Genomic DNA, 26,886 nt, shown 5'->3' with positions numbered 1-26,886 from the left:
AGCCCGCCTGCGCCGGTCTACATGGTGACCTGCGCAGGCGGGACGAACGCGGCTACCCCTCACTCACTATCCGCGCCTCACCAGCCCCGTCGCTCGCTTCACCGGCAGCGGTGAACCAGTGCGTGACCTCCCCGTCGGCGATGTCGTCCGCAGGCTCGCCGCCGGTCGGGAGGACCGAGAGGGCGCCTGCGGTGGCGGAGGCCAGGAACTCGTCCGCTGCGGCACGACCCGCACCCACCGTGGTGAAGGTGGCCGATTCGTAGTCGATCTCGTTCACCTCGCGCAGGTGTTCGGCACGGTCGAGGGCCTGGGTTTGGGTCAGGACGCTCGGGGTGGCGTCGGTGAGGAGGACGAGGGCCGGGTGGTCTTCGCCGAGGGGGCGGGCCCGGTCGGCGTAGGAGACCGGGTGGCCGGGTGCTGCGGCTAGTTCGGCGGCGATCTCGGGATCCGAGGGGTCGATGCCGGGCAGGCCGTTGTTTTCCGCACCGATGACGAAAGCGGCTCCGGTGGCGGTGATCTCGTCGGAGGTCAGGCCTGCGGCGAAGAGCAGGGCGGCGCCTGCCTTCTGGACGGCCCAGGCCGCCACCACGGAATCCACCGAACGCGGCAGCGTCACCGCGACGACGTCACCCGGGCCCACCTCGCGAGCGATGAGCAGCCTCGCCAGCTGCGAGGACCGGCGGTCCAGCACCTGGAAGGCGATCTCCTCGTCACCGGCGAGCAACGCGGGCGCTTGCGGATCTTCCTCGACCACCTCGGCCAGCACCTTGGCGACGGTGCGGGCACCGACCCGGCCGACCGGTTCCGGCGCGGCGGTCGCGGCGGCGATCCCCGAATCGGCGAGCAGGCGGGCCCGTTCACCGGCGTCGAGGATGTCGATATCGCCGACCACCTTGGCCGGATCACTGGCCAGCGCGTCGAGCACACGCTGCAACCTGGTCGAGAGGATCTCGACCTCGTCGGCGGTGAACCTGCTGCTCAGGTACTTCAGCGTCAGCTCGATCGTCGATTCGGCCGTCACCAGCAGGGTCAGCGGGTAGTGCGTGGCGTCGTTGACGCCGACACCGGTCACCGACATGCCGTCGATGGAGCTGGCCGCCGAAATGGCTTCCTTGTCCATCGGATACGACTCGAACACCAGCAGTGTGTCGAACTGCGACGCCGGTCCGGCCACCCGCTGGATATCGGTCAGCCCGACATAGTGGTGGTCGAGCAGATCGGCCTGCTCATGCTGCAAGCCCTCCAGCAGTTCGCCGACGCTCTGCCGGTCATCGACACGCACCCGCACGGGCAGCGTATTGATGAACAGACCCACCATCGACTCCACACCGGGCAGCTCCGCGGGCCTGCCCGACACCGTCGCGCCGAACACCACGTCGCCGCGGCCGGTGAGCCTGCCGAGCAGGATGCCCCACGCGGCCTGCACCAGCGTGTTCACCGTGACGCCGAGTTCGGCGGCGTGCTTGGTGAGCTTGCGGGTGCGGTCGGCGTCGATCTGGGTGATCAGCTTGCCGATCTCGTACTGCTCGGCGCCGCGCGGCTGCGGAGCCAGCTGGGTCGGTTCGCCGACACCGTCGAGCGCCCGCGCCCAGGCCCGCAGCGATTCCTCGCGGTCGCGTCCGGCCAGCCAGCCGAGGAAGTTGCGGTAGGAGGTCACCCGCGGCAGCGCGGTCTGATCGGCGCGCACTGCGTACAGCACCAGCAGATCCCGCATGAGCAGCGGCATGGACCAGCCGTCGAGCAGGATGTGATGGGTGGTGATCGCCAGGTGCCACTGGGTCTCGCTGGTGCGCAGCAGGGTGAACCGCATCAGCGGCGGCACCGCCATATCGAAGTGCGTCGCCTGATCGGCCGCGATCCGGCGCCGCAGCTCACCGAGGCGCTCGGCCTCGGGCAGCTCGCGCAGATCCACCTCGGTCCACGGCGCCTCGACCCGATCCAGCACCACCTGCACTGCCTGCCCCGACGAATCGGTGACGAAGGCGGTCCGCAGGTTCGGGTAGCGGTCGATGATGCCCTGCGCTGCCGCCCGCAGACGGGAAACGTCCAGGCTGCCACCGAGATCCACCACGGCCTGCATGGTGTAGACGTCGACGGTGGCCTGCGTCATCAGCGCGTGGAACAGCAGTCCCGACTGCAGCGGCGACAGCGGCCACACCTCCGACAGCGCCGGGAACTCGCGCTCCCACTGCTCGAGGTCGGTCTGGCCGACGCGCACCAGCGCCATATCCGACGGCGTGAAACCACCGGCTTCGGGACGACGAGCGTGGCTCGCCAGCGCCTCGAGTGCGGCGACCCAGAGATCGGCGAACTCGCGCACCCGCTCCCGGCTCAGCAGCCCGGACGGGAACGCGAACGACGCGCCCAGCTCCGGTCCGTCCACACCGTCGGTGACGATGGCGTTGATATCGAGCACCGCATTGGCGGGCATATCCCGATCCATCTCGACATCGAGCGTTCCGAGATCGGCAACGGGCACCCAGCCGAGTTCGGTGAGTTCCTCGGGGATCTCACCGGCCGACATCCGGCCCAGGTAGTTGAAGCTGATCTGACCGGTCGAACCACCGTCGAGCTGTGCGCCGGTCTCGTCGTTCAAGTAGCGCAGCATGCCGTAGCCGAGGCCCTTGTCCGGCACACCGAGCAGCTGTTCCTTGACCGACTTGACGATCGCACCGAGCGCGGCGCCGCCGGCGAAGGCGTCGTCGAGATCGGCCTCGCCGAGCGCCAGCCGCACCGGGTAGGCCGACGTGAACCAGCCGACCGTGCGCGACAGATCCGCACCCGGAACGACCTCTTCCTCACGACCGTGGCCCTCGAGCTTGATCAGCGCGGACCCGTGCTCGTCACCGCGCCAGCGCGCGACCGCCATGGCCAGCGCCGAGAGCAGACCGTCGTTCACACCGCCCCGGTACAGGCCCGGCACCGCGGTGAGCACGGCATCGGTCACCTCGGCCGACAGTGTCACCTCGACCCGCTCCACTGTGGCGAAGGTGTCGACCTTCGGGTCGAACGCCCGCGTCCCCAGCTGCGGATCGGGAGTGGCCGTAACCTCCTGCCAGAACGGCAGTTCCGCGACCCGCTCGTCCTCGGCAGCGGCGTCGACCAGGCTGTGTGCCCAGCGCCGCATCGAGGTGCCGTTGGCGGGCAGCGTCACCTGCTGACCGGCCTCGAGCTGCGACCACGCCACCGCGAAGTCCGGGATCAGGATGCGCCAGGACACACCGTCGACCACGAAGTGGTGGGCGACGATCAGCAGCACATCGCGCCGGTCGCCGTCGAAGGCGAACCAGACGAACTGCGCCATGGCGGCTTCGGCCGGATCGAGTCGCCCGAGGGCGGCATCGAATTCGGCGGTAGCCAGCTCGGTCAGCTCGGCCTCGGTGATGTCCGCGGACGCCTCGACCCGGTGCACCAGCGCATCGACGTCGACCGCACCGCGTTCCAGCGCCTCGAACGTCCACGACTGCCCGTCGCGGCGCAACCGCGAGCGCAGCACATCGTGGTGATCGAACACGGCCGCGAGGGTGGCGACCAGCGTCTGCCGGTCGATGCCCTCGGGCAGCCGCAATGCCATGGACTGCGAGAACCGGTCGTAGGACGAGCCGCCCTCGAGGATCTGCGCCATGATCGGCGTCAGCGGGATTTCGCCGACACCGCCACCGGGCAGTTCTTCCAGGCGGATCTGGCCGGGCGCCGCGCCGAGCGTGGCGACCTCGGCCAGCGAGGCCACGCTGCGCCGCTCGAACACATCACGCGGGGTGAACACCACACCGCGCGCCTTGGCCCGCGACACCAGCTGGATCGACAGGATGCTGTCTCCGCCGAGGGCGAAGAACGAATCGTCCACGCCGATCTGGTCCACGCCGAGCACCTCGGCGAACACCTCGGCGATGACGGCCTCGATCTCGGTGACCGGCGCCCGGAATTCGCGCGGCGCGAGCTGCGGTTCCGGCAGTGCCTTGCGGTCGAGCTTGCCGACCGGGGTCAGCGGGATCTCGTCCAGTACCACGATCGCGGTGGGCACCATATGCGGCGGCAGGCCGCGCGAGACGAACTCGGTGAGCCGCTCGGTATCGATCTCGTGACCCGGCACGGCAAGCACGTACGACACCAGGATCGTCGCGCCTGCGTCGGTCTCGCGGCCGAGGGTGATCGCGAATTCGACGTCGGGATGCTTGCCGAGCGCGGTGTCGATCTCGCCGAGTTCGACACGGAAGCCGCGGATCTTCACCTGGAAGTCCGAGCGACCGACGTAGTCCAGCTCCCAATCCACTGTGTCGAGGGCGGTGTTGCCCGCACGCAGCTCGGGTTCGGCGTACCAGCGCACCACGTCACCGGTGCGGTACATGCGCGCGCCCTCGGTGCTCCACGGGTTGGCAACGAAACGGTCGGCGGTGAGGTCGGCCCGGTTGTGGTAACCACGCGCCAGCGCGCCACCGGCCAGGTACAGCTCACCGGCGACACCCGGCGGCACCGGGTTCATCCGCGCGTCGAGCACCAGCGCGGTCATGCCGTGGACGGGGCGGCCGATGGTGATGTGGCGGCCGGGGTTCAGGCGTGCATACGAGGAGATGATGGTCGTCTCGGTCGGACCGTAGGCGTTGAAGTACTTACGGCCCGGCTCCCACTTGGCCAGCAGTTCCTGGGTGGTGACGTCACCACCGACGGAGGCGACCTCGAGCGCTTCCATCCCCTCGGGATCGACAGTGCCGAGCACCGCGGGCGTGATGATCGTGTGCGTCACGCGTTCGGTGCGCAGCAGCTCCGCCAGGTCCGGCCCACCGATGATGGTGGACGGCACGATGACCAGCGTCGCGCCGGTGTAGCCCGCACACACCCATTCCAGCACCGACGGGTCGAAGCTCGGCGAGCAGATGTGCAGGAACCGGTGATGCGATTCCAGGTGGTACAGATCCGTTGCCACGTCGGCCAATCCACCGATACCGGCGTGGGTGACCATGACGCCCTTGGGCAGACCGGTCGAGCCGGAGGTGTAGATGACGTAGGCCGGGTGGCGCATGGCCAGCGAGCTGATCCGGTCGGCATCGGTGACCGGCGCCGCCGACTGTGCGGTGATCAGGTCACCGATGGCCGAATCGTCCAGGCTCAGCCATTCCACCTCGCGTGGCAGCCGGTCCAGGTACTCCTCGGCGGTCAGGCCGAGTACGGCACCGGAGTCGTTGACCATGTGGCGCATCCGGTCTTCCGGATACGTCGGGTCGATCGGCACATGCGCGCCGCCGGCCTTGGCCACCGCCCAGAACGCGGCCACCATCTCGTAGGAGCGCGGGAACGACAGCGCGACGATGCGCTCCGGTCCGACACCGCGGTCGATGAGCACCCGCGCCAGCCGCGAGGAGTACTCGTCGAGTTCCCGGTAGGTGATGGAGCGGCCCTGGTAGCGCACCGCGATCTGCTCCGGGTTCAGGGTGGCGCCCCGGTTGAGCAGATCCGGCAGCAGACCGGTGGCCATCACGTCTTCGCCGTGCACATGCGTCAGCAGCTCGAACTCGGCGGTGTCCAGGATCGGCAGGTCGCCCACCGGCTGCTGCGGCGCGGCGGTGATCGCTTCGAGCAGCCTGGTGAAGCGCTGCGCGAACACCTCGACGGTGGCGTCGTCGAACAGGTCACGTGCGAAGGAGAATTCGGCGTACATGCCGGCACCGTCGTCACCGGCGGCTTCCCGGATGGTCAGCGACAGATCGAACTTGGCGGTGTCGACGTCGAAATCGACGGCGCCGACATGCAATCCGGGCAGTTCGAAGCTGTTCTCCGGCAGGTTCTCGAACGACAGCGCCACCTGGAACAGCGGATGCCGCGCGGTCGAACGCTCCGGGTTGAGCAGTTCCACCAGCCGCTCGAACGGCAGATCCGCGTGCGCGAAGGCTTGCAGATCGGCGTCCTTGGTCGCGGCGAGCAGATCACCGAAGGTGAGTTCACCGCGCACATGCGAACGCAGCACCAGCGTATTGACGAACATGCCGATGACGTCGTCGAGTTCGGCTTCACCACGACCGGCGATCGGGGTGCCGATGGCGATGTCGTCGGTACCCGACATCCGTGCCAGGAACACCGCGAGCGCGGTGTGCACGACCATGAACATGGTCGCGTTCTGCTCCCGGGCGACCTCGGTCAGCCTGCGATGCAGGCCCGCCTCGATCGGGAACACCACGCGCCCACCGGCGAACGACTGGGTCGTCGGCCGGGTGCGGTCGGCGGGCAGGTTCAGCTCGTCGGGCAGACCGGCCAGCGCGCCGCGCCAGTAGTCGGCCTGCTTGCTGATCAGGCTCTCCGGATCCGATTCCGCACCGAGTACCTCGCGCTGCCAGACGCTGAAATCGGCGTACTGCACAGGCAGCGGCGCCCAGCCCGGCTCGACACCGCCGGCGCGGGAGGCGTAGGCCACCATGACGTCGCGGGTGAGCGGCCCCATGGACCAGCCGTCGGCGCTGATGTGATGCGCCACGAAGACCAGCACGTATTCGCCTGCATCGACCTGGAGCAGCTTGGCGCGCAAGGGCACTTCCACCGTCACGTCGAAGCCGGTGGAGATGACCTCGATGATCCGCTCGCGCAGCTCCTCGGCACCGACGGTGACCGGCGACAGATCCGGCACGGCCTGGTCGGCGGGCAGGACCACCTGGTGCGCGGCGCCACCCTGTTCGGGGTAGACGGTGCGCAGGGTTTCGTGCCTGCCGACGACATCGGCGACGGCCAGTTGCAGCGCGGCGACATCGAGGTCGCCGGTCAGCCGCACCGCGACCGGGATGTTGTTGACGGCCGATTCGGTGTCGAACTGGTTGAGGAACCACATCCGCTGCTGCGCCAGCGACAACGGCACCTGCTCCGGACGCGGACCCGCGACCAGCGCGCGCCGCCCACCGGCACCGGCATGCTGTTCGACCTTCACCGCGAGACCGGCAACGGTCGACGCCTCGAACAACGCACGCACCGGCACGCGAGCGTCCAACGCCGCACCGAGTCGGGCGGCGACCTGGGTGGCCAGCAGCGAGTTGCCGCCGAGTGCGAAGAAGTCGTCGTCGGCACCGACCCGCTCGGCCCCGAGGACCTCGGCGAACACATTCGCCACGATCTCTTCGATCGGCGTCGACGGCGCACGGAATTCCTGCACCTCGAACTCCGGCTCCGGCAGGGCCTTGCGGTCGAGCTTGCCGTTGACGTTGAGCGGCAGCGCATCCAGCACCACGAACGCCGACGGCACCATGTACGACGGCAGCGCGGCCGACAGAGCCGACTTCACCCGCGCCACATCGAGACCGGCACCCTGCCGCTCCAACCCGACCTCGTCCACACGCGCGGCGGAACCCGCGGTGGGCACCAGATACGCCACCAGACGATCGCCCGTGCGCGCATCCGACTTCGCCAGCACCGCGGTCTGTGCGATCTCCGGCAATGCGAGCAGCGCCGACTCGATCTCACCGAGCTCGATCCGGAAACCACGGATCTTCACCTGGAAGTCGGTGCGGCCCCGATACTCCAGCTCGCCCGCACCACCCCAGGCGACCAGGTCACCGGTGCGGTACATGCGCTCGCCGGTCCCGAACGGGTTGGCCACGAACCGATCCGCGGACAGATCCGCCCGGCCGAAGTAGCCACGCGCCAGCTGCGCGCCCGCCAGGTACAGCTCACCCGCGACACCGTCGGGCACCGGGTTCAGGCGTGCGTCGAGCACGTAGACCTGGCTGTTCCACTGCGGCGCACCGATCGGCACCGAGGTGATGTCGGCCGCGCCGACCCGGTGGGTGGTGATCGAGACGGCGGCCTCGGTCGGGCCGTACAGGTTGAACAGTTCGGTGCGCGGATGCTCGGCGCGGAAGCGCTGGGCCAGCGTGCCGGGCAGTGCCTCACCGATGGCAAGCACCCGCCACAGCGAATCCGGCAGCTCGCCGGTCAGCAGCGCGTCCAGCATGGACGGCACCACATGCAGCGTGGTCACCCATTCGCGCGCCATCAGCTCGTTCAGGTATGCGGGATCGCGATGGCCGTCGGGCGAAGCGATGACCAACCGGCCACCGCAGACCGCCGCCGACCAGAACTCCCACACCGACAGGTCGAAGGTCGCCGCGGTCTTGAGCAGCACCGCGTCGGCCGCGTCGAGCGCGAATTCGGCGATCTTGTACTGCAATTGGTTCGCGATCGCCGCATGCGGCACCGCGACACCCTTCGGGCGTCCGGTCGAACCGGAGGTGAAGATGACGTAGGCGGTGTGCTGCGGCAGCAGCGGCGCCACCCGGTCGGCGTCGGCGATCGAGGCATCGCTCAGTGCGGACAGATCCAGCTCGTCCAGCGAGATGACCGGCGCGGCATCCGAATCGAATTCGGCGTCGTCGTTGGTCAGCACGCACACCGGTGCGGCCGTCTCCAGGATGTAGCCGGTCCGCTCGGCGGGCTGATCCGGATCCAGCGGCACGTAAGCACCACCGGACTTGGTCACCGCGTACATCGCGACCACCAGATCCACCGAACGCCGCAGCGCAAGCGCCACCCGCGACTCGGGGCCGACCCCGAGCGAGATCAAATGCCGGGCCAGGCGGTTCACGCGGGCGTCGAGTTCGGCGTAGGTGAGCTGGGTGCCGTCGTCGGTGACCAGCGCGACCGACTTCGGCAGCGCCGCGACCGTGGCATCGAGCAGCGAGACCAGCGTGGCCTCGGTGTCGACGCGATGGTCGGTGGCATTGCGGCCGGCCAGCAGCCGGGTCCGCTCGGCGTTGTCGAGCAGTTCGATATCGCCGACGGCGGTGCGCGGCGCGGCGACGATCTCGCCGAGCAACCGGGCGAACCGGTCGACGAAGCCCTGAACCGTGCCGTGATCGAACAGATCGGTCGCGTAGGTGAAGAAGCCGGTGATGCCGGTGGGCTCACCCGCGTCGCCGTAGCGGTCGGTCGCGATCAGGTGCAGATCGAACTGGGAGAGCTTGGTGTCGATATCGAGACCCGACACCGCGAGACCGGGCAGTTCCAGGCTCGCCTGCGCCAGGTTCTGGAACGACAGACCCACCTGGAACAGCGGATGCCGTGCCGTCGACCGCACCGGGTTGAGCACCTCGACAAGGCGCTCGAACGGCACGTCGGCATTGGCGAACGCCTGGATGTCGGTATCGCGCTGGCGATTGAGCAGTTCGGTGAACGGTTCTCCGGCGTCCACCCGGGTGCGGAACACCAGCGTATTGACGAACATGCCGATCAGGTCGTCGAGCACGGCTTCGCCACGGCCGGCCATCGGGGTGCCGATGGCGATGTCGTCGGTACCCGACAGCCGCGACAGCAACACCGCGAGGGCGGTGTGCACGACCATGAACAGCGTCGCGCCCTCGGCCCGCGCCAGTTCGATCAGTGCGCGGTGAGTGTCGGCGTCCACATGCAGTTCGACCTTGCCGCCCGCGAAGGTCTGTACGGCCGGACGCGGACGGTCCGACGGCAGATCCAGCTGGTCGGGCAGATCGGCGAGCGCTTCGGCCCAGTAGGCGACCTGCTTGGCGGCCAGCGAACGCGCGTCGTTCTCGTCACCGAGCAGCTCACGCTGCCAGATGCTGTAGTCGGCGTACTGCACCGCCAGCGGCGCCCAGCCCGGCGCCTCGCCGCCCGAGCGGGCCGCGTAGGCGGTCATCAGATCCCTGGTCAGCGGGCCGACCGAGGAGCCGTCACCGGAGATGTGGTGCACGACCATCGCGAGCACGTATTCGTTATCCGCCGAACCGGTCTCGTTCGCGATCTGGAACAGCGCCAGCTTCATCGGCACCTCGGTGGTGACGTCGAAGATGGTGGAGGTCAGCGCCACCACGGCGGCTTCGATCTCGTCCGGCGCGACCACCCGCACGTCCAGGCGCGGGATCGCCCGCGCCGGCGGCAGGATCACCTGCACCGGACCGTCCTCGTGCTGCGGGTAGACCGTGCGCAGGATCTCGTGCCTGGTGACCAGGTCCGCAATCGCCGCACGCAGCGCCGCGACATCCAGATCGCCGGTCAGCCGCACCGCGATGGGCACGTTGTAAGCGGCCGAGGAGGTGTCGAAGCGGTTGAGGAACCACATTCGCTGCTGGGCCAGCGACAGCGGAATCTCCTGCGGCCGTTGACCCGCGGTGAGCGCCTTGCGCCCGCCCGCCTCGGCGTGCTGTTCCACCCGCACCGCGAGCGCGGCAACGGTGGACGCCTCGAACAGCAGACGCACCGGCACCCGGGTATCGAGTGCCTCGCCGAGCCTGGCCGCCACCTGGGTGGCCAGCAGCGAGTTACCGCCCCAGGCGAAGAAGTCGTCGTCGAGGCCGAGTCGCTTGGTCTCGGAGTCCGGCCGCTCGGCGACCCGAAGCACATCGGCGAAAACGTTCGCCACGATCTGCTCGATCGGGGTGACCGGCGCCCGGAACACCGCCTTCTCGAAGGTGGGTTCCGGCAGCGCCTTACGGTCCAGTTTGCCGTTGGCGTTGAGCGGCAGCGCGTCGAGTTCGACGACCACCGACGGCACCATGTACGACGGCAGCTCCGCCGCCAGCGCCGCCGTCAACGCACGCTGCTCGATCGCGCCGTCGGTGGGCACCACGTACGCGACGAGCCGGTCACCGATATTGGGGTCGGTGTGCGCGAGCACCGCGGCGGCACTCACGCCCGGTTGCCGCAGCAGCGCGGCCTCGATCTCGCCGAGCTCGATCCGGAAGCCACGGATCTTGACCTGGAAGTCGGTGCGGCCCCGGTACTCCAGTTCACCGTCGCCGTTCCAGGCCACCAGGTCGCCGGTGCGGTACATGCGCTCGCCGCTGCCGAACGGATCGGCGACGAAGCGGTCCGCGGTCAGGTCGGCACGGCCGAAGTAACCGCGCGCCAGCTGCGCACCGGCCAGGTACAGCTCACCGGACACGCCCACCGGCACCGGCCGCAGCCGCGCGTCGAGGACGTAGACCCGGCTGTTCCATTCCGGAGCACCGATCGGCACGGACGGCTCGTCGGCCACGGTGACGCGGTGGCTGGTGATCGACACCGCCGCCTCGGTCGGGCCGTAGAGGTTGAACAGCTCGGTGCCATTGCCTGCGAGGAACCGCTGTGCGGTCGCGGCGGGCAGCGCCTCACCGATGGCCAGTACCCGGCGCAGCGACGCGGGCAGCTGTCCGCCGGCCTCGGTCAGCAGCGCGTCCAGCATCGACGGCACCACATGCAGCGTGGTGACGGCGGTGTCTCGCATCAGCTCGTTGAGGTAGGACGGATCGCGATGACCGTCGGCGGTGGCGATCACCAGACGCCCACCGCAGACAGCGGCCGTCCAGAACTCCCACACCGACAGGTCGAAGGTCGCGGCCGTCTTCAACAGCACCGCGTCGTCGGCGCCGAGCGCGAATTCGGCCGTCTCCCACAGCAACTGGTTGACGATCGCCCGGTGCGGCACGGCCACGCCCTTGGGCTGACCGGTCGAACCCGAGGTGAAGATGACGTAGGCGGTATGGGCAGGCGTCAGCTCACCGCGCCGCTCGTCGGCGGCCACCGGACCGGCGGCGAAGCCGGACAGGTCGAGCTCGTCGATATGCACGACGTCGGCCGCATCGGCCCGGAAATCGTCGCGCGCGGTGGTCAGCACGCAGACCGGTGCCGCGGTGGTGAGGATGTAGTCGGTGCGCTCGGCAGGCTGATCGGGGTCGATCGGCACATACGCCGCACCGGTCTTGGCGACGGCGTACATGGCGATCACCAGGTCGGCGCTGCGCCGGATGGCCAGTGCCACCCGGTCCTCCGGTCCGACACCGCGCCCGATCAGGTAGCGGGACAGGCGGTTGACCTGCTCGTCCAGGTCGGAATACGACAGCCTCGCGAAGCGCGACGATGAGGGGTGGCGGTCGGGCGACGGGTGGGCCTCGCGAACGCCTGACGGCTCGTCGGCGACCAGCGCCACGGCGTCGGGGGTCGCGGCCACGGTTGCATCCAGCAGCGACACGAGAGTGGCCGACGCATCGACAGCGTGTGCCGTGTCGTTCCACTCGGTGACGATGCGCTCGGTCTCCGCCGGAGCCAGCAGATCGATCTCACCCACCGGCTGGGTCGCGTCCTCGACCACCGCATCCAGCACGCGCAGGAAGCGGTCGGCGAAGCCCTGGACCGTCGCCTCGTCGAACAGGTCGATGGCGTAACCGAACTCGGTGATGATCTCGGCCGGGGTGCCGTCGTCGGCGTAGCGGTCGTACAGGGTGACGTGCAGGTCGGTCTTGGCCAACTGCGAGTCGAAGTTGACCGCGCCGACCGACAAACCGGGCAGCTGGAAGGTGGTCTCGGCCAGGTTCTGGAACGACAGGCCCACTTGGAACAGCGGGTTGCGCGCGGTCGAGCGGACCGGGTTGAGCACCTCGACCAGCCGCTCGAACGGCACGTCGGCGTTGGCGAACGCCTCCAGGTCGCGTTCCTTCACATCGGCGAGCAGATCGGCGAACCGGTCGCCGGGCGTGATCGCGGTGCGGAACACCAGGGTGTTGACGAACATGCCGATCAGATCGTCGAGTTCGCGTTCGCCACGTCCGGCGATCGGGGTGCCGACGGCGATGTCATCGGTGCCCGACAGGCGCGACAGCAGCACCGCGAGCGCCGCATGCACGACCATGAACAGCGAGGCGTTGTTGGCCCGTGCCAGCTCGTGCAGGCGGGCGTGGCGCTGCGGATCGATCTCGAACCGGATGGCCTTGCCGTGGAACGACTGCGCGGGCGGGCGCGGCCGGTCGGCGGGCAGTTCCAGCTGATCGGGCAGATCGGCGAGTGCCGACTTCCAGTAGCCGACCTGCTTGGCGGCCAGCGATTCCGGATCGTCTTCGTCGCCGAGTACCGCGCGCTGCCACAGGGCGTAATCGGCGTACTGCACCGGCAGCGGCGCCCACTGGGGGGCGTCACCGTTGACCCTGGCCACGTAGGCGGCCATCACGTCACGGGCCAGCGGGCCCATGGACGAGCCGTCGGCGGCGACGTGGTGCACGGTGAAGGCCAGCACGTGATCGTCGGTCGCGGCGCCGGTGTCGTCGGCGACGATGCGGAACAGCGCCACCGCCAACGGCACCTCGACGGTGACGTCGAAGGTGGTCATGGCGAATTCGATGACCTTGGCGACCAGCTCGGATTCGGGCACCGCGATCACCGTCAGATGCGGCGCGGACCGCTCGGCGGAACCGATCACCTGGTGCGGGCCGTCGGCCGAGCGCGGGTAGATCGTGCGCAGCACCTCGTGGCGGGTGAAGACGTCGCCGATGGCCTGCTCCAGCGCACCGACATCCAGACGGCCCGACAACCGGACCGCCAGCGGAATGTTGTCCACCGCGGAGGTGGCGGTATCGAACTGGTTGAGGAACCAGTACCGCTGCTGCGCGGGCGAGAGCGGAATCCGATCCGGCCGCTCCCCCGCCGTCAGCTCGGGCCGGGTCCGGCCGGAACCGGCATTGCGCTCCACCCGGCCCGCCAGGGCGGCGACGGTGGACGCCTCGAACAGGTCGCGGACGGCCAGCTGGGTGTCGAGGGCCGCGCCGAGTCGCGCGGTGACCTGGGTGGCAAGCAGCGAGTTGCCGCCGAGGGTGAAGAAGTCGTCGTCGAGGCCGATCCTGGCCACACCGAGCACGTCGGCGAAGGTTCCGGCGACGATCTCCTCGATCGGCGTGGACGGCGCACGGAAGGCCTTGGCTTCGAATACCGGCGCGGGCAGCGCCTTGCGGTCGAGCTTGCCGGAGGCATTGAGCGGGAATTCCTCCAGCACGACGAACGCCGTCGGCACCATGTATGCGGGCAGTTCACCACCGAGCTGCGTGCGCACACCTTCGATGTCGATGCTCTGCCCGGCGGTGGCCACCAGGTAGCCGACCAGCTGGTCGCCGAGGCGGTCATCGGAGCGGACCACCACGACCGACTGGGCGATCTCGTCGAGCCCGGTGAGCGCGGCCTCGATCTCGCCGAGCTCGATACGCAGACCACGCAGCTTCACCTGGAAGTCGGTGCGGCCCAGATACTCCAGCTCACCGGCGGCATTCCACGCCACCAGGTCACCGGTGCGGTACATCCGCTCGGACATGCCGAACGGGTTGGCGACGAACCGATCCGAGGTCAAATCCGGACGGGCGACATAGCCGCGCGCCAGCTGCTCGCCGGCCAGATACAGCTCACCCGCGACACCGATCGGCGCCGGGTTGAGCCGTGCGTCCAGCACATACACCTGCGTGTTGAATACCGGAGCACCGATCGGCACCGACACCGTGTCGGCCTCGGTCACCTCATGGAACGTGACGTCGACCGCGGCTTCGGTGGGGCCGTACAGGTTGTGCAGCCGAGCGCCGGTCAGTTCCTGCATCCGCTGCGCCGTGGTGGCGGGCAGCGCCTCACCGGAGGCGAAAACGTTGCGCAGGCTGGTGCATTCGTCGGCGCGTTCCTCGGCCACGAAGACCGACAGCATCGACGGCACGAAGTGAGTGGTGGTGACCCGCTCGGCGGTGATCAGCTCGACCAGGTAGGCCGGATCGCGATGGCCGTCCGGCTTGGCGACGACCAGACGCGCACCGATCTGCAACGGCCAGAAGAACTCCCACACCGACACATCGAACGTCGCGGGCGTCTTCTGCAACACCACATCCGTGGCATCCAACTCGTACGCCGACTGCATCCACACCAGACGGTTCACGATCGCCCCGTGCGAGACCGCCACGCCCTTCGGACGACCGGTCGAACCGGAGGTGAAGATGACGTAGGCGGTATGCGTCGGCAGCAGCGCCGCGGTCCGCTCGGCATCGGTCACCGCGGCGGCCGAGTAGCCGGACAGATCGAGGGATTCGAGCTCCAGCGTGGTCCGCGCGCCTGCGTCGAATTCGTCGGCGGCCGTGGTCAGCACACACACCGGGTCCGCGGTGTCGAGGACATAGTGGGTGCGGTCGGCGGGATGATCCGGGTCCAGCGGCACGTAGGCGCCACCGGCGACGGTCACCGCGTACATGCCGACGACCAGTTCGATCGAGCGACGCATACCGAGCGCGACATGGGTGTCCGGTCCGACACCGAGCGAGATCAGGTGGCGGGCCAGGCGGTTCACCCTGGCGCTGAACTGGGCGTACGTCAGTGTGGTGTCGGCGAAGGTCAGTGCGGGCGCTTCGGGTGTGTGCGCGGCCCGGGCCTCGAACATCGCCACCAGCGTCGCGGCATCGGTGCCGGACGGGCTCGCCGACAGCGCGGCGGCCACATCGAATTCGGTCGCGTTCCACTCCCGGACCACCAGGTCACGTTCGCCCGCGTCGAGCAGTTCGGTGTCACCGAGGACTGCGGACGGATCCGTCACCGCCGAACGCAGGACCCGCAGCAGCCGCTCGGCGAGCGAGGCGACGGTGTCGCGGTCGAACATATCGGTGGCGTAGGCGAATTCGGCCGTCATACCGTCGGCGGCGTCGGTGAGGTTCAGGTGCAGATCGAACTTCGCCGTCACCACATCCAGCGGCATGCCCCCGACCTCGAGGCCGGGCAGCTCGAAGGTGGCCTCGCCGGTGTTCTGGAACGACAGCATCACCTGGAACAGCGGATGCCGCGCCTGTGAACGCGCCGGGTTGAGGATCTCCACCAGCCGCTCGAACGGCAGGTCCGCATGTCCGAAGGCGGCGAGGTCGGATTCCCGGGTGCGGGCGAGCAGGGCGGTGAACGGCTCATCCGCCCGCACCTCGCTGCGCAGCACCAGGGTGTTGACGAACATGCCGATAGCGTCGTCGAGCACGGCCTCACCGCGTCCGGCGACGGCGGTGCCGATGGCGATGTCGTCGCTGCCGGACAGCCGCGACAGCAATGCCGCGAAGGCCGCGTGCACGACCATGAACAGGCTGGCGCCGTGCTGGCGGGCGAGGGTGTTCAGCCCGTGCAGCAGTTCGGCGTCGATACCGAATTCGTAGACCTCGCCGCGGTTGGAGGCCACCGCGGGCCGGGACCGGTCCGCGGGCAGATCCAGTTGATCGGGCAGACCCGCCAGTGTGGCCGACCAGTAGGCCACCTGCTGGGCGATGAGCGAGGACGAATCCTCCTCCGAGCCCAGCGTGTCACGCTGCCAGAGCGCGAAATCGGCGTACTGCACCGGCAGCGGCGCCCAACCCGGCGCCTCACCGCGGGTGCGGGCCGCGTAGGCCACCATCACGTCGCGGGCCAGCGGACGCACCGACCAGCCGTCACCGGAGATGTGATGCACCACGAACACCAGCACGTGGGTGTCCGGCGCGTCGCCGTCGACCACGCGGAACAGTTCGGCGCGGACCGGGACCTCGGCGGTGACGTCGAACCCGGTCAGCACCAGTGCGCTGATGCGGTCGGCGATCTCGGCCTGCGGCACATCGATCGGGGTGAGGTCGATGCGATGATGCCCGGTCGGCAGCACCACCTGCACGCCCTGGCCGTCGGCGGTCTGCGGGTAGACCGTCCGCAGCACCTCGTGCCGGTCGATCACATCCGCGACCGCCAGCGCCAACGCGCCGGTGTCGAGTGTGCCGGTGAGGCGGACCGCGAGCGGGATGTTGTTGACCGCGGTCTGGTTGTCGAAGCGGTTCAGGAACCACATGCGCTGCTGCGCCAGCGACAGCGGCACCTCGTCCGGACGCGGTCCGGCCACGAGTTCAGGCCTGCGGCCGGTGCCCGCATGCGATTCCAGCTTGACCGCGAGCGCGGCGACCGAGGGCGCCTCGAACAGGGTCCGCACCGGGACGCGGGTGTCGAGGGCGGCGCCGAGGCGAGCCACGACCTGGGTGGCGATCAGCGAGTTGCCGCCGAGATCGAAGAAGTCGTCGTCCAGGCCGACCTGGCGTTCCCCGGGCAGGCCGAGCACCTCGGCGAAGGTCGCCGCGACGATCTCTTCCACCGGCGTGGACGGTGCACGGAATTCGCGTGCCTCGAACTCCGGTTCCGGAAGCGCGCGCCGGTCCAGCTTGCCGTTCGGGTTGAGCGGCATGGCGTCGAGCACCACGATCGCGGCCGGGACCATGTAGGACGGCAGGCGGCCGGACAGGTGCGTGCGCAACGCCTCGACGTCGACGATCGCGCCGCCGGCCGGCACCACGTAGGCGACCAGCAGGTCGCCGGTGCGGGCATCGGAGCGGACTACCGCCACCGACTGGGCCACCGATTCGTGTGCGGTGAGCGCATTCTCGATCTCGCCGAGCTCGATGCGCAGACCGCGCAGCTTCACCTGGAAGTCGGTGCGGCCGAGGTAGGTGATGGCACCGTCGGCGCCGCGGGTGACGAGGTCACCGGTGCGGTACATGCGGGCGCCTGCGCCGAACGGGTTGGCCACGAAACGATCAGAGGTCAGATCCGCGCGACCGAAGTAGCCGCGAGCCAGCTGATCACCAGCGAGGTACAGCTCGCCTGCGGCACCCGGAACGACCGGATGCAGACGCGCGTCCAGCACGTAGGCCTTGGCGTTCCACACCGGCAGGCCGATCGGCACGGCGCCGTCGACCTCGGCGGCGACCGGGGCGGCCGTCGCATGCACGGTGAACTCGGTCGGGCCGTACAGGTTGTGCAGCTCAGCGGTGCTGACCCGGCGGATCGCCTCGACCGCATCGCTGGTGAATGCCTCACCGGCGATGAACAGCGCACGCAGCGAGGCGAGTTCGGCACCGGCGACGCTGCCCGCGAACACCGTCAGCATGGACGGCACGAACGAGGTCATGGTGACGCGCTCGGCGGCGATCACCTCGGCCAGGTACTGCGGATCGCGATGACCGTCCGGGCTCGCGACCACCATGCGGCCACCTGTCGAGAGCGGGCCGAACAGCTCCCACACCGACACGTCGAAGGTCGCCGGGGTCTTGAACAGCACCACATCGTCGGCGCCGATGGCGTATTCGCCGGTGATCCAGCGGATCTGGTTCACCACCGCGGCGTGCGGCACCGCCACACCCTTCGGGCGTCCGGTCGAACCGGAGGTGAAGATGACGTAGGCCGGATGCTGCGGCCGCAGCGGCGCAACGCGTTCGGCGTCGGTCACCGGGGTCGCGTCGTAGCCGGACAGGTCCAGCTCGTCGAGCACGACGGTGGACAGACCTGCGGCGTCGAAACCGTCCCGCGCTGTGGTGATCACGCACACCGGTGCCGCGGAGTCGAGCACGTAGTCGATGCGCTCGGCGGGCTGATCCAGATCCAGCGGCACATAACCGCCACCGGCCTCGTGCACCGCGTACATGGCGACGACCAGGTCGACCGACCGGCGCAGCCCGAGCGCGACCAGGCTCTCCGGCCCGACGCCCGCGCCGATGAGGTGACGTGCCAGTCGATGCACCCGGTCACCGAATTCGGCGTAGCTCAACGATGTTCCGGTGGCCGGATCGACGATGGCGACGGCGTCCGGCGTGGCAGCGGCCTGAGCGAGGAACCCGTCCACCAGGGTGGCCGGGGCGCCGAGGTCGCGAGTGGTGTCGTTCCACGCGCGCAGCGCCCGGTCGGCCTCACGGGCGTCGAGCAGGTCGATATCGCCGATGGCGCGATCCGGTTCGGCGGCCAACGCCGCGAGCAGCCGGTTGAACCGGCGGCCGAACTGGGCGATGGTCGCGGCGTCGAACAGGTCGGTGGCGTAGATCAGTTCGGCGGTGATGCCGCCTTCCTCGCCGTTCTCCGACAGCACCAGCTGCAGATCGAACTTGGCGACGTCGATCGGCAGATCGACACCGCTGACCGTGAGGCCGGGCAGTTCCAGGCTGTTCTGGCCGGTGTTCTGGAACGACAGCATCACCTGGAACAGCGGATGCCGCGCCTGCGAACGCGCCGGGTTCAGAATCTCCACCAGCCGCTCGAACGGCAGATCCGCGTGCCCGAAGGCCGCGATATCGGTGGCGCGGACGGTGCGAAGCAGATCGGTGAATGTGGCGCCGCCGTCGATCGGGGTACGCAACACCAGGGTGTTGACGAACATGCCGATCAGATCATCGAGCGCGCGCTCACCACGACCGGCGATCGGCGTGCCGATGGCGATATCGGGCTCACCCGACAGCCGCGACAGCAGCACCGCCAGCGCGGCGTGGGTGACCATGAACAACGTCGCGCCGCGCGTGCGCGCCAGCTCGGTGAGCTTGGCGTGGGTCTCGGCGTCGATCGCGAACACCTCGGTGGCGCCCTGGCCGGAGGCGACCGCAGGACGCGGCCGGTCGGCAGGCAGATCGAGCTGTTCGGGCAGGCCGGTGAGGGTCCGCGACCAGAAGCCGATCTGCTCGGCGATCACCGATTCGGGATCGTCCTCCGAGCCGAGTACCGCACGCTGCCACAGCGCGAAGTCGGCGTACTGCACATCCAGCGGACGCCAGGCCGGTTCGCCGCCTTCGACGCGGGCGCCGTAGGCGGTCATCACGTCGCGGGTCAGCGGGCCCATGGAGAAGCCGTCGGCCGAGATGTGGTGCACGACAAGGGCGAGCACGTGTTCGGTCGGGCTGATCTCGAACAGCCGGGCCCGGAACGGCACCTCGCTGGTGACATCGAACCCGGTGCGCACCAGCTCGGCGACGCGCGCGGGCAGTTCGGCCTCGGTGACGTCGACCGGGCTCAGATCCGGGATCACCTTCGCGGTGGGCACGGCCTGCTGATACGCGGTGCCCTCGACCTCCGGGTAGAAGGTGCGCAGCGATTCGTGCCTGGCCAGCACATCGGCGACCGCGATCTGGAGGGCCTGCCGGTCCAGCAGACCCGACAGCCGCACCGCCGCTGGAATGTTGTCCACCGCGGAGTCGGGATCGAATCGGTTGAGGAACCACATCCGCTGCTGGGCCAGCGACAGCGGCACCAGTTCGGGACGCTGCTGCGGCACCAGCGCGGCGCGCGCACCGGCACCGGCGCGGGATTCGGCCCGTGCGGCCAGCGCGGCGACCGAGGACGCCTCGAACAGTTCGCGGACACCGAGATCGGTATCGAGCGCGGCCGAGAGCCGGGCGGCGACCTGGGTGGCGCTCAGCGAGTTACCGCCGAGGGCGAAGAAGTCGTCGTCGAGGCCGACCCGCTCCACACCGAGCACATCGGCGAAGGTGGTGGCCACGATCTCTTCGACCGGTGTGGTCGGAGCGCGGAACACCGCCGCCTCGAACACCGGGGCGGGCAGCGCCTTGCGGTCGAGCTTGCCGGAGGCATTGAGCGGGAACTCGTCGAGCACGACGACCACCGCGGGGACCATGTAGGAAGGCAGCTGCCGACCCAGATCCTCGCGCAAGGTCTCGGTGTCGATCGGAACATCCTGCGCAGCAACCACATACGCTACCAGCTGATCGCCGGTGTGCTGATCGCCGCGGACCACAACGACCGACTGGGCGACCTCGTCCAGACCGGTCAGGGCGGCCTCGATCTCGCCGAGCTCGATGCGCAGACCACGCAGCTTCACCTGGAAGTCGGTGCGGCCCAGGTAGTCCAGCTCGCCGTCGGCCGTCCAGGCCACCAGGTCGCCGGTGCGGTACATGCGCTCGGAGGTACCGAACGGGTTCGCCACGAACCGGTCGCTGGTCAGGTCTGGCCGCGCTACGTAGCCACGCGCCAGCTGGGTACCCGCGAGATAGAGCTCACCCGCGACACCGACCGGCACCGGACGCAGCCGCGCGTCCAGCACGTAGACCTCGGTGTTGTAGACCGGCGCACCGATCGGAACCGTATCGGTGTCGGCGTCGGTCACCTCGTGGAAGGTGACGTCGACCGCGGCTTCGGTGGGGCCGTACAGGTTGTGCAGGCTCGCACCCGTCAGCTCACGCAACCGGTGCGCGGGCTTGGGCGAGAGCGCCTCACCGGAGGCGAACACCATGCGCAGCGAGTCACACTGCGCAGCCGCGGCGTCGGCCACGAAGACCGCGAGCATGGACGGCACGAAGTGGGTGACGGTCACGCCCTCGGCGGAGATGATCTCGGCCAGGTAGGCGGGATCGCGGTGCCCGTCGGGCTTGGCGACGAGCAGACGCGCACCGATCTGCAACGGCCAGAAGAACTCCCACACCGACACGTCGAAGGTAGCGGGTGTCTTCTGCAACACCACGTCCGAAGAGTCGAGCTGGTACGCCGACTGCATCCACACCAAACGGTTGACGATCGCCCCGTGGGAGACCGCAACACCCTTCGGACGGCCGGTCGAACCGGAGGTGAAGATGACGTACGCCGTGTTCGACGGCCGCAGCGGCGCCTGCCGCTCGGCATCGGTCACCGGGCCATCGGCGTAGCCGGACAGATCGAGCAGGTCGATGCGGACCTGCGCGGTGTCGATATCGAGATCGTCACCGGAGGTCAGCACACACACCGGATCAGCAGTGGCCAGAATGTATTCCGTGCGCTCGGCCGGATGATCGGGATCCAGCGGCACATACGCGCCACCGGCCACGCTCACCGCGTACATGCCGACCACCAAGTCGATGGAACGACGCATACCGAGCGCCACATACGATTCCGCGCCGACACCGCGTTCGATGAGCCAGCGGGCCAAGGTATTCACCCTGGCGGTGAACTCGGCATACGAGAGACTTGTGCCCTCGAAGCTGACCGCAGTCGCGTCCGGAGTACGTGCCGCTTGCGCCTCGAACATCGAGACCAGCGTCGCGACGGCGTCCACCTCATGCGCGGTGTCGTTCCAGCCCGACACCACCAGCTCGCGTTCGGTGGCATCGAGCAGTTCGATATCGCCAACGGCCACAGCGGGTTCGGCGGTGATGGTGGCGAGCACCCGCAGCAGCCGGTCGGCGATGCGGCGCACGGTCTGCTCATCGAACAGGTCGCGCAGGTAGCCGGCGCGGATGCGCAGCTGGGTATCGAGCTGGGCGATGAGCGTCAGCGGGTAGTGGGTGGCATCGGCCGCGTCCAGGCCGGTCACCGCCATACCGTCGATATCGGCGGCCTGGGCCTGGATGCCCTCGGCGTCGACCGGGTAGGACTCGAACACCACCAGGGTGTCGAAGAGTCCACCGATTCCGGCGGCGGACTGGATCTCGGCCAGACCAACGTAGTGGTGGTCGAGCAGATCCGCCTGCTCGCCCTGGGTGCGGGTCAGCAGCTCACGCACCGATTCGGCGGCGTCGAAACGAACCCGCACCGGCACGGTGTTGATGAACAGGCCGACCATCGATTCGACGCCGGACAGCTGTGCCGGGCGGCCGGACACGGTGGTACCGAACAGGACGTCGTCGTGACCGGTCATCCGGCCCACCAGAATCGCCCAGGCAACCTGCAGCACCGTATTCGCGGTGACGCCGAGGTCGGCGGCAAGCGCGGTCAGCCGCGCGGTAGTGGCCTCGTCCAGCTCGAACAGGTACTCACCCGACAGCGAGGTGATCTCGCGACCGGCATCCGGGCGGGCCAGCAGGGTCGGCTCACCGATCCCGCGCAGAGCGTCGGTCCACGCCGCGACCGACGCGGTGTGGTCCTGCTGGGAGACCCATTCCAGGAAGTGCTTGTAGGAGCGCACCGCGGGCAGCGCGTTCACATCGCCGTGCACCGCGTAGAGCACCAGCAGATCCCGCATGAGCAGCGGCATCGACCAGCCGTCGAGCAGGATGTGGTGGTTGGACACCACGAACTGCCAGCGCGCGCCACCGTCGGCTGCGGCGTCGGCGACCTGGATCAGGGTGAATCGGATCAGCGGCGGTTCGGCCAGATCGAAGCGACGCATCCGGTCGGCGTCGATCAGGTCGGTGGCGTCACCGGTTTCGGTGCGGTCGTGTTCGGACCAGTCCACGCGGACGCTGTCCAGCACCACCTGCACCGGGTTGCCGTCGTGGTCGGAGACGAACGCGGTGCGCAGGTTCTCATAGCGGTCCACGAGCGCCTGGGCGGCCGAGCGCAGCCGGTCGGCGTCGACACGACCGGTGAGCGTCAGCACAGCTTGCGCGGTGTAGACGTCGACCGAATCGGCGGCGAGCCTGGCGTGGAACAGCAGACCCGATTGCAGCGCCGACAGCGGCCACACATCGGTCAGCGCAGGGAAGCGCTGCTCCCAGCCGTCGATATCGCGCTGCGCGCTGCGCACCAGCGCGAAGTCGGACGGTGTGTGCCCGCCCGCGCCGGTCGAATTGGCGTGCCGGGCAACCGCTTCCAGCGCGGCGACCCAGAGGTCGGCGAACTCGGCGACCGACGAGGCGTCTAGCAGGGTGGACGGGTAGCCGATATTGGCGGTCAGCTTGTCGCCGACCACGATCGCGTTGACGTCCAGCGGTGCCATCGCGGGCATATCGGCGTCGTATGCGCCGCCGAGGGAGCCGAGTTCGGGTGCGGGGATCCAGCCGAACCCGCGCAGCGATTCCGGCACGTCACCGTCGGACACCCGGCCCAGGTAGTTGAAGCTGACCTGTCCGGGCAGCTCGACCGGCAGTTCGGCGGCGGTGTCGTTGTTCAGGTAGCGCAGCAGGCCGTATCCGATGCCCTTGTCCGGCACCGCGAGCAGCTGCTCCTTGACCGCCTTGAGCGCGGCGCCGAGCGCGGGACCGCCGGCCAGCGCGGCATCAATGTCGATCCCGTGCAGATCGAAGCGCACCGGGAAGATCGCGGTGAACCAGCCGACCGTGCGCGACAGATCGGCACCGGCGACGATGTCTTCCTCGCGGCCGTGGCCTTCCAGGCGGATCAGCAGCGAGTCGTCGGCGCGGACGCCGCTCGCGCGCCGGGACCGCCACGCCGCGGTGGCCAGGGCCAGCGCGGTGAGCAGACCGTCGTTGACACCGCCGTGGAACAGTGCGGGCACCGTGGTGAGCAGGGCCTTGGTGACCTCGGCGGACACCTCGACCTGATGCTTCTCGATGACACCCGAGGTGTCGACCGCCGGGTCCATCGGACGTTCGGTCAACAGCGGATCGGCCGCGCCGACCACCGAACGCCAGTAGTCGAGTTCGGCGACCCGCCCGGCGCTGCGCGCTTCCCGTTCGAGACCGTGCGCCCAGGCACGCATCGAGGTCGCGGGGGCCACCAGCTCGGGGTCCTGGCCGGCGGTCAGCTGGCCCCAGGCCGCGACGAAATCGGGCACCAGGATGCGCCAGGACACGCCGTCGACCACCAGGTGGTGCGCGACGACGATCAGGCGTCCGGCGCGCTCGGCGCGATCGGGTTCCAGCCACACGAACCGGACGACGACTCCCTTGGCCGGATCGAGCCGGTTCAGCGTGGCGTCGAGTGCGTCGGTCGCGATCTCGAGCAGTTCCGCGTCGTCGGCGTCGGCGGCGAACACGGTGTTGTCGATCAGCGCCGCCACATCGACGGTGCCCGGTGCCGCGGTCTCGACGATCCACTCACCGCCGGCACGGCGCAGGCTCGCGCGCAGCATGTCGTGGCGGTCGATGACGGCGCCCGCGGTGGCCGCGATGCCCGCCCGGTCGATTCCGGCCGGAAGTTCCAGCGCGAGAGTCTGATTGAACCGGCTGAAGGAGCCGCGCCGCTGCGCCATGAACCGCACCACCGGGGTGAGCGGCATGGTGCCGACGCCGCCGCCGGGCAGTTCATCCAGTGCGGGTGCTGTGGTGCCCGTGCCGTCGGTGGTCTCGGCGACCGCGGCCAGTCCGGCGACGGTGCGCTGTTCGAAGACGTGACGCGGGGTGAACACCACGCCGCGTGCCTTGGCCCGGGAGACCAGCTGGATGGAGACGATGCTGTCGCCGCCGAGAGCGAAGAACGAATCGTCCACACCGACCCGCTCGACACCGAGCACCTCGGCGAAGACTTCGGCGATGGTCTGCTCGATCGGCGAGCGTGCGGCCCGGAACACGACCTCGGTCGCGAAGACCGGCTCCGGCAGCGCCTTGCGGTCCAGCTTGCCGACGGGGGTCAGCGGTACGCGGTCGATCACCATGATCGACGACGGCACCATGTACGCGGGCAGTCGCTCCTCGACGTGCGCGGTCAGCGTCGCCACGTCGATCGAACGGCCCTGCGAGGCCACCACATACGACACCAGCGAGACTGCCCCCGCGGCGTTCTTATGGCCGACGGTGACCGCGAAGTCGACGGTCTCGTGCGAGGCCAGTGCCGCGTCGATCTCGCCGAGTTCGATGCGGAAACCGCGCACCTTCACCTGGAAGTCGGAGCGGCCCACGTACTCGACCTCGCCCGTGCGAGTCCAGCGAACCACGTCGCCAGTGCGGTACATCCGCTCGCCGTCGCCATAAGGATTGGCAACGAACCGGTCGGCGGTCAGCCCCGGACGCGCGTGGTAACCGCGCGCCAGCTGCACGCCCGACAGATACAGCTCACCCGCGACGCCCACCGGCACCGGCCGGAGCTGGGCGTCCAGGATCAGCGACCGCATACCGCGGATCGGCCCGCCGATGGTCACCGTCTCGCCCGGCACCAGCGGATCGCTGATGTTGGTCATGATGGTGGTCTCGGTGGGGCCGTAGCCGTTGTGGAAGTGGCGGATCTGGCCGGCGTCGCCGTCGAGCGGCACCGCCCACTTGGCCACCAGTTCCGGCGGGCACGCCTCGCCACCGGCGACCAGCACCCGCAGGGTGTCGAGGCCGCTCGGATCGAAGGTGGCCAGCGCGGCCGGGGTGATGAACGCGTGGGTGACGCGCTCGGTGCGGATCAGCTCCGACAGCTCCTCGCCGCCGTACACACCCGGTGGGACCACGACAAGTGCGCCGCCGGGACCGACCGCGAGCAGCAGCTCGAGGATCGAGGCGTCGAAGCTGGGCGAAGCGAAATGCAGTGCGCGGGAGTCGGAGTCGAGGGCATAGCGCTCGATCTGCTCCGCGCTGAAGTTCGCGAGGCCGGTATTGGTGACCACGACGCCCTTGGGGACGCCGGTGGAGCCGGAGGTGTAGATGACGTAGGCCGGATGTTCCGGACGCACCGGACGGACGCGTTCGACGTCGGTGATCGGACCGCCGTCGACGGCATCCAGGTCGAGGTCGTCGAGTACCAGCCAGCGCGCCGATACCGGCAGACCGTCTCGCACCGAGGCAACGGTGAGGCCGACCGGCGAACCGGAGTCGGTGACCATATGCGCGATGCGCTCGGCCGGGTAGTTCGGGTCCACCGGTACGAAGGCCGCGCCGGTCTTGGCGACCGCCCAGGCCGCGAACACCGAATCCGCCGAACGCGGAACACCGACGGCCACCAGATCCTCGGCACCGATGCCTTCGGCAATCAGCAGGCGGGCCAAGCGGTTCGAGCGCTCGTCCAGCTCGCCGTAAGAAACTGCTGTCCCCTCGAACACCACTGCGGGCGCCTTCGGGTCGCGCGCGGCGGCTTCGGCGAGCAACTCGGCCAGCACACGCGGCGCCACTGCCGGTGCACCCGTGCGGCTGACCAGATCGGTGCGTTCGGCGGCATCGAGGACGTCGATGGCGCCGACGGTGATCGACGCGTCGGCCGCGATGGCGTCGAGCACCCGGCGCCAACGCCGAGCGATCTCGGTGACGGTGTCCTCGTCGAACAGTTCGGTGGCGTAGGTCAGGGCCAGCGCCATACCGGAACCGGGTTCGCCGTGATCGGACAGCGTGAACTGCAGATCGAACCGGGCGACGTTCTCTTCCAGATCGAGCGCCGAGACCGAAAGGCCGGGCAGTTCGAGGCTGGTGCGGTCCAGGTTCTGGAAGGCGAGCATCACCTGGAACAGCGGGTTACGCGCCTGCGAGCGTTCCGGGGCGAGCAGTTCCACCAGCCGCTCGAACGGCACATCGGCATTGCCGTAGGCGTCCAGGTCGGTGCGGCGCACGCGGTCGAGCAGGTCAGTGAACGATTCGGCCGGGTCGATCCCGGTGCGCAGCACCAGCGTGTTGACGAACATGCCGACCAGATCGTCGAGCGCTTGCTCACCACGGCCTGCGATGGGGGTGCCGACCGCGACGTCGTCGCTGCCGGACAGCCGCGACAGCAGCACCGTCAACGCGCCGTGCATGACCATGAACAGCGAGGCGCCGCTGCGGCGGGCGACCTCGTCCAGCGCGGCGACCAGATCGCCGGGCA

1 protein-coding gene (only partly in view) is annotated in these 26,886 nt (G+C 69.2%); it reads right to left on the bottom strand.

Translation table 11 applies throughout. From position 1 onward, the window contains the following. Positions 1-52: 52 nt before the first annotated feature. On the bottom strand, positions 53-26,886 hold the 3' portion of the coding sequence (locus ACFXNW_RS14480; protein ID WP_379418162.1) for a non-ribosomal peptide synthase/polyketide synthase. 16,843 nt of this gene lie beyond the right edge of the window; 26,834 of the gene's 43,677 nt are visible here — the last part of the coding sequence; its start codon lies off the right edge, out of view — the gene reads right to left on this strand; it ends in the stop codon at positions 53-55.

This window comes from Nocardia sp. NPDC059180 (assembly GCF_042754945.1).
Lineage (GTDB): Bacteria > Actinomycetota > Actinomycetes > Mycobacteriales > Mycobacteriaceae > Nocardia.
The sequence above is the reverse complement of the archived record's forward strand: the minus strand, read 5'-3'. Positions and strand labels throughout refer to the sequence as shown.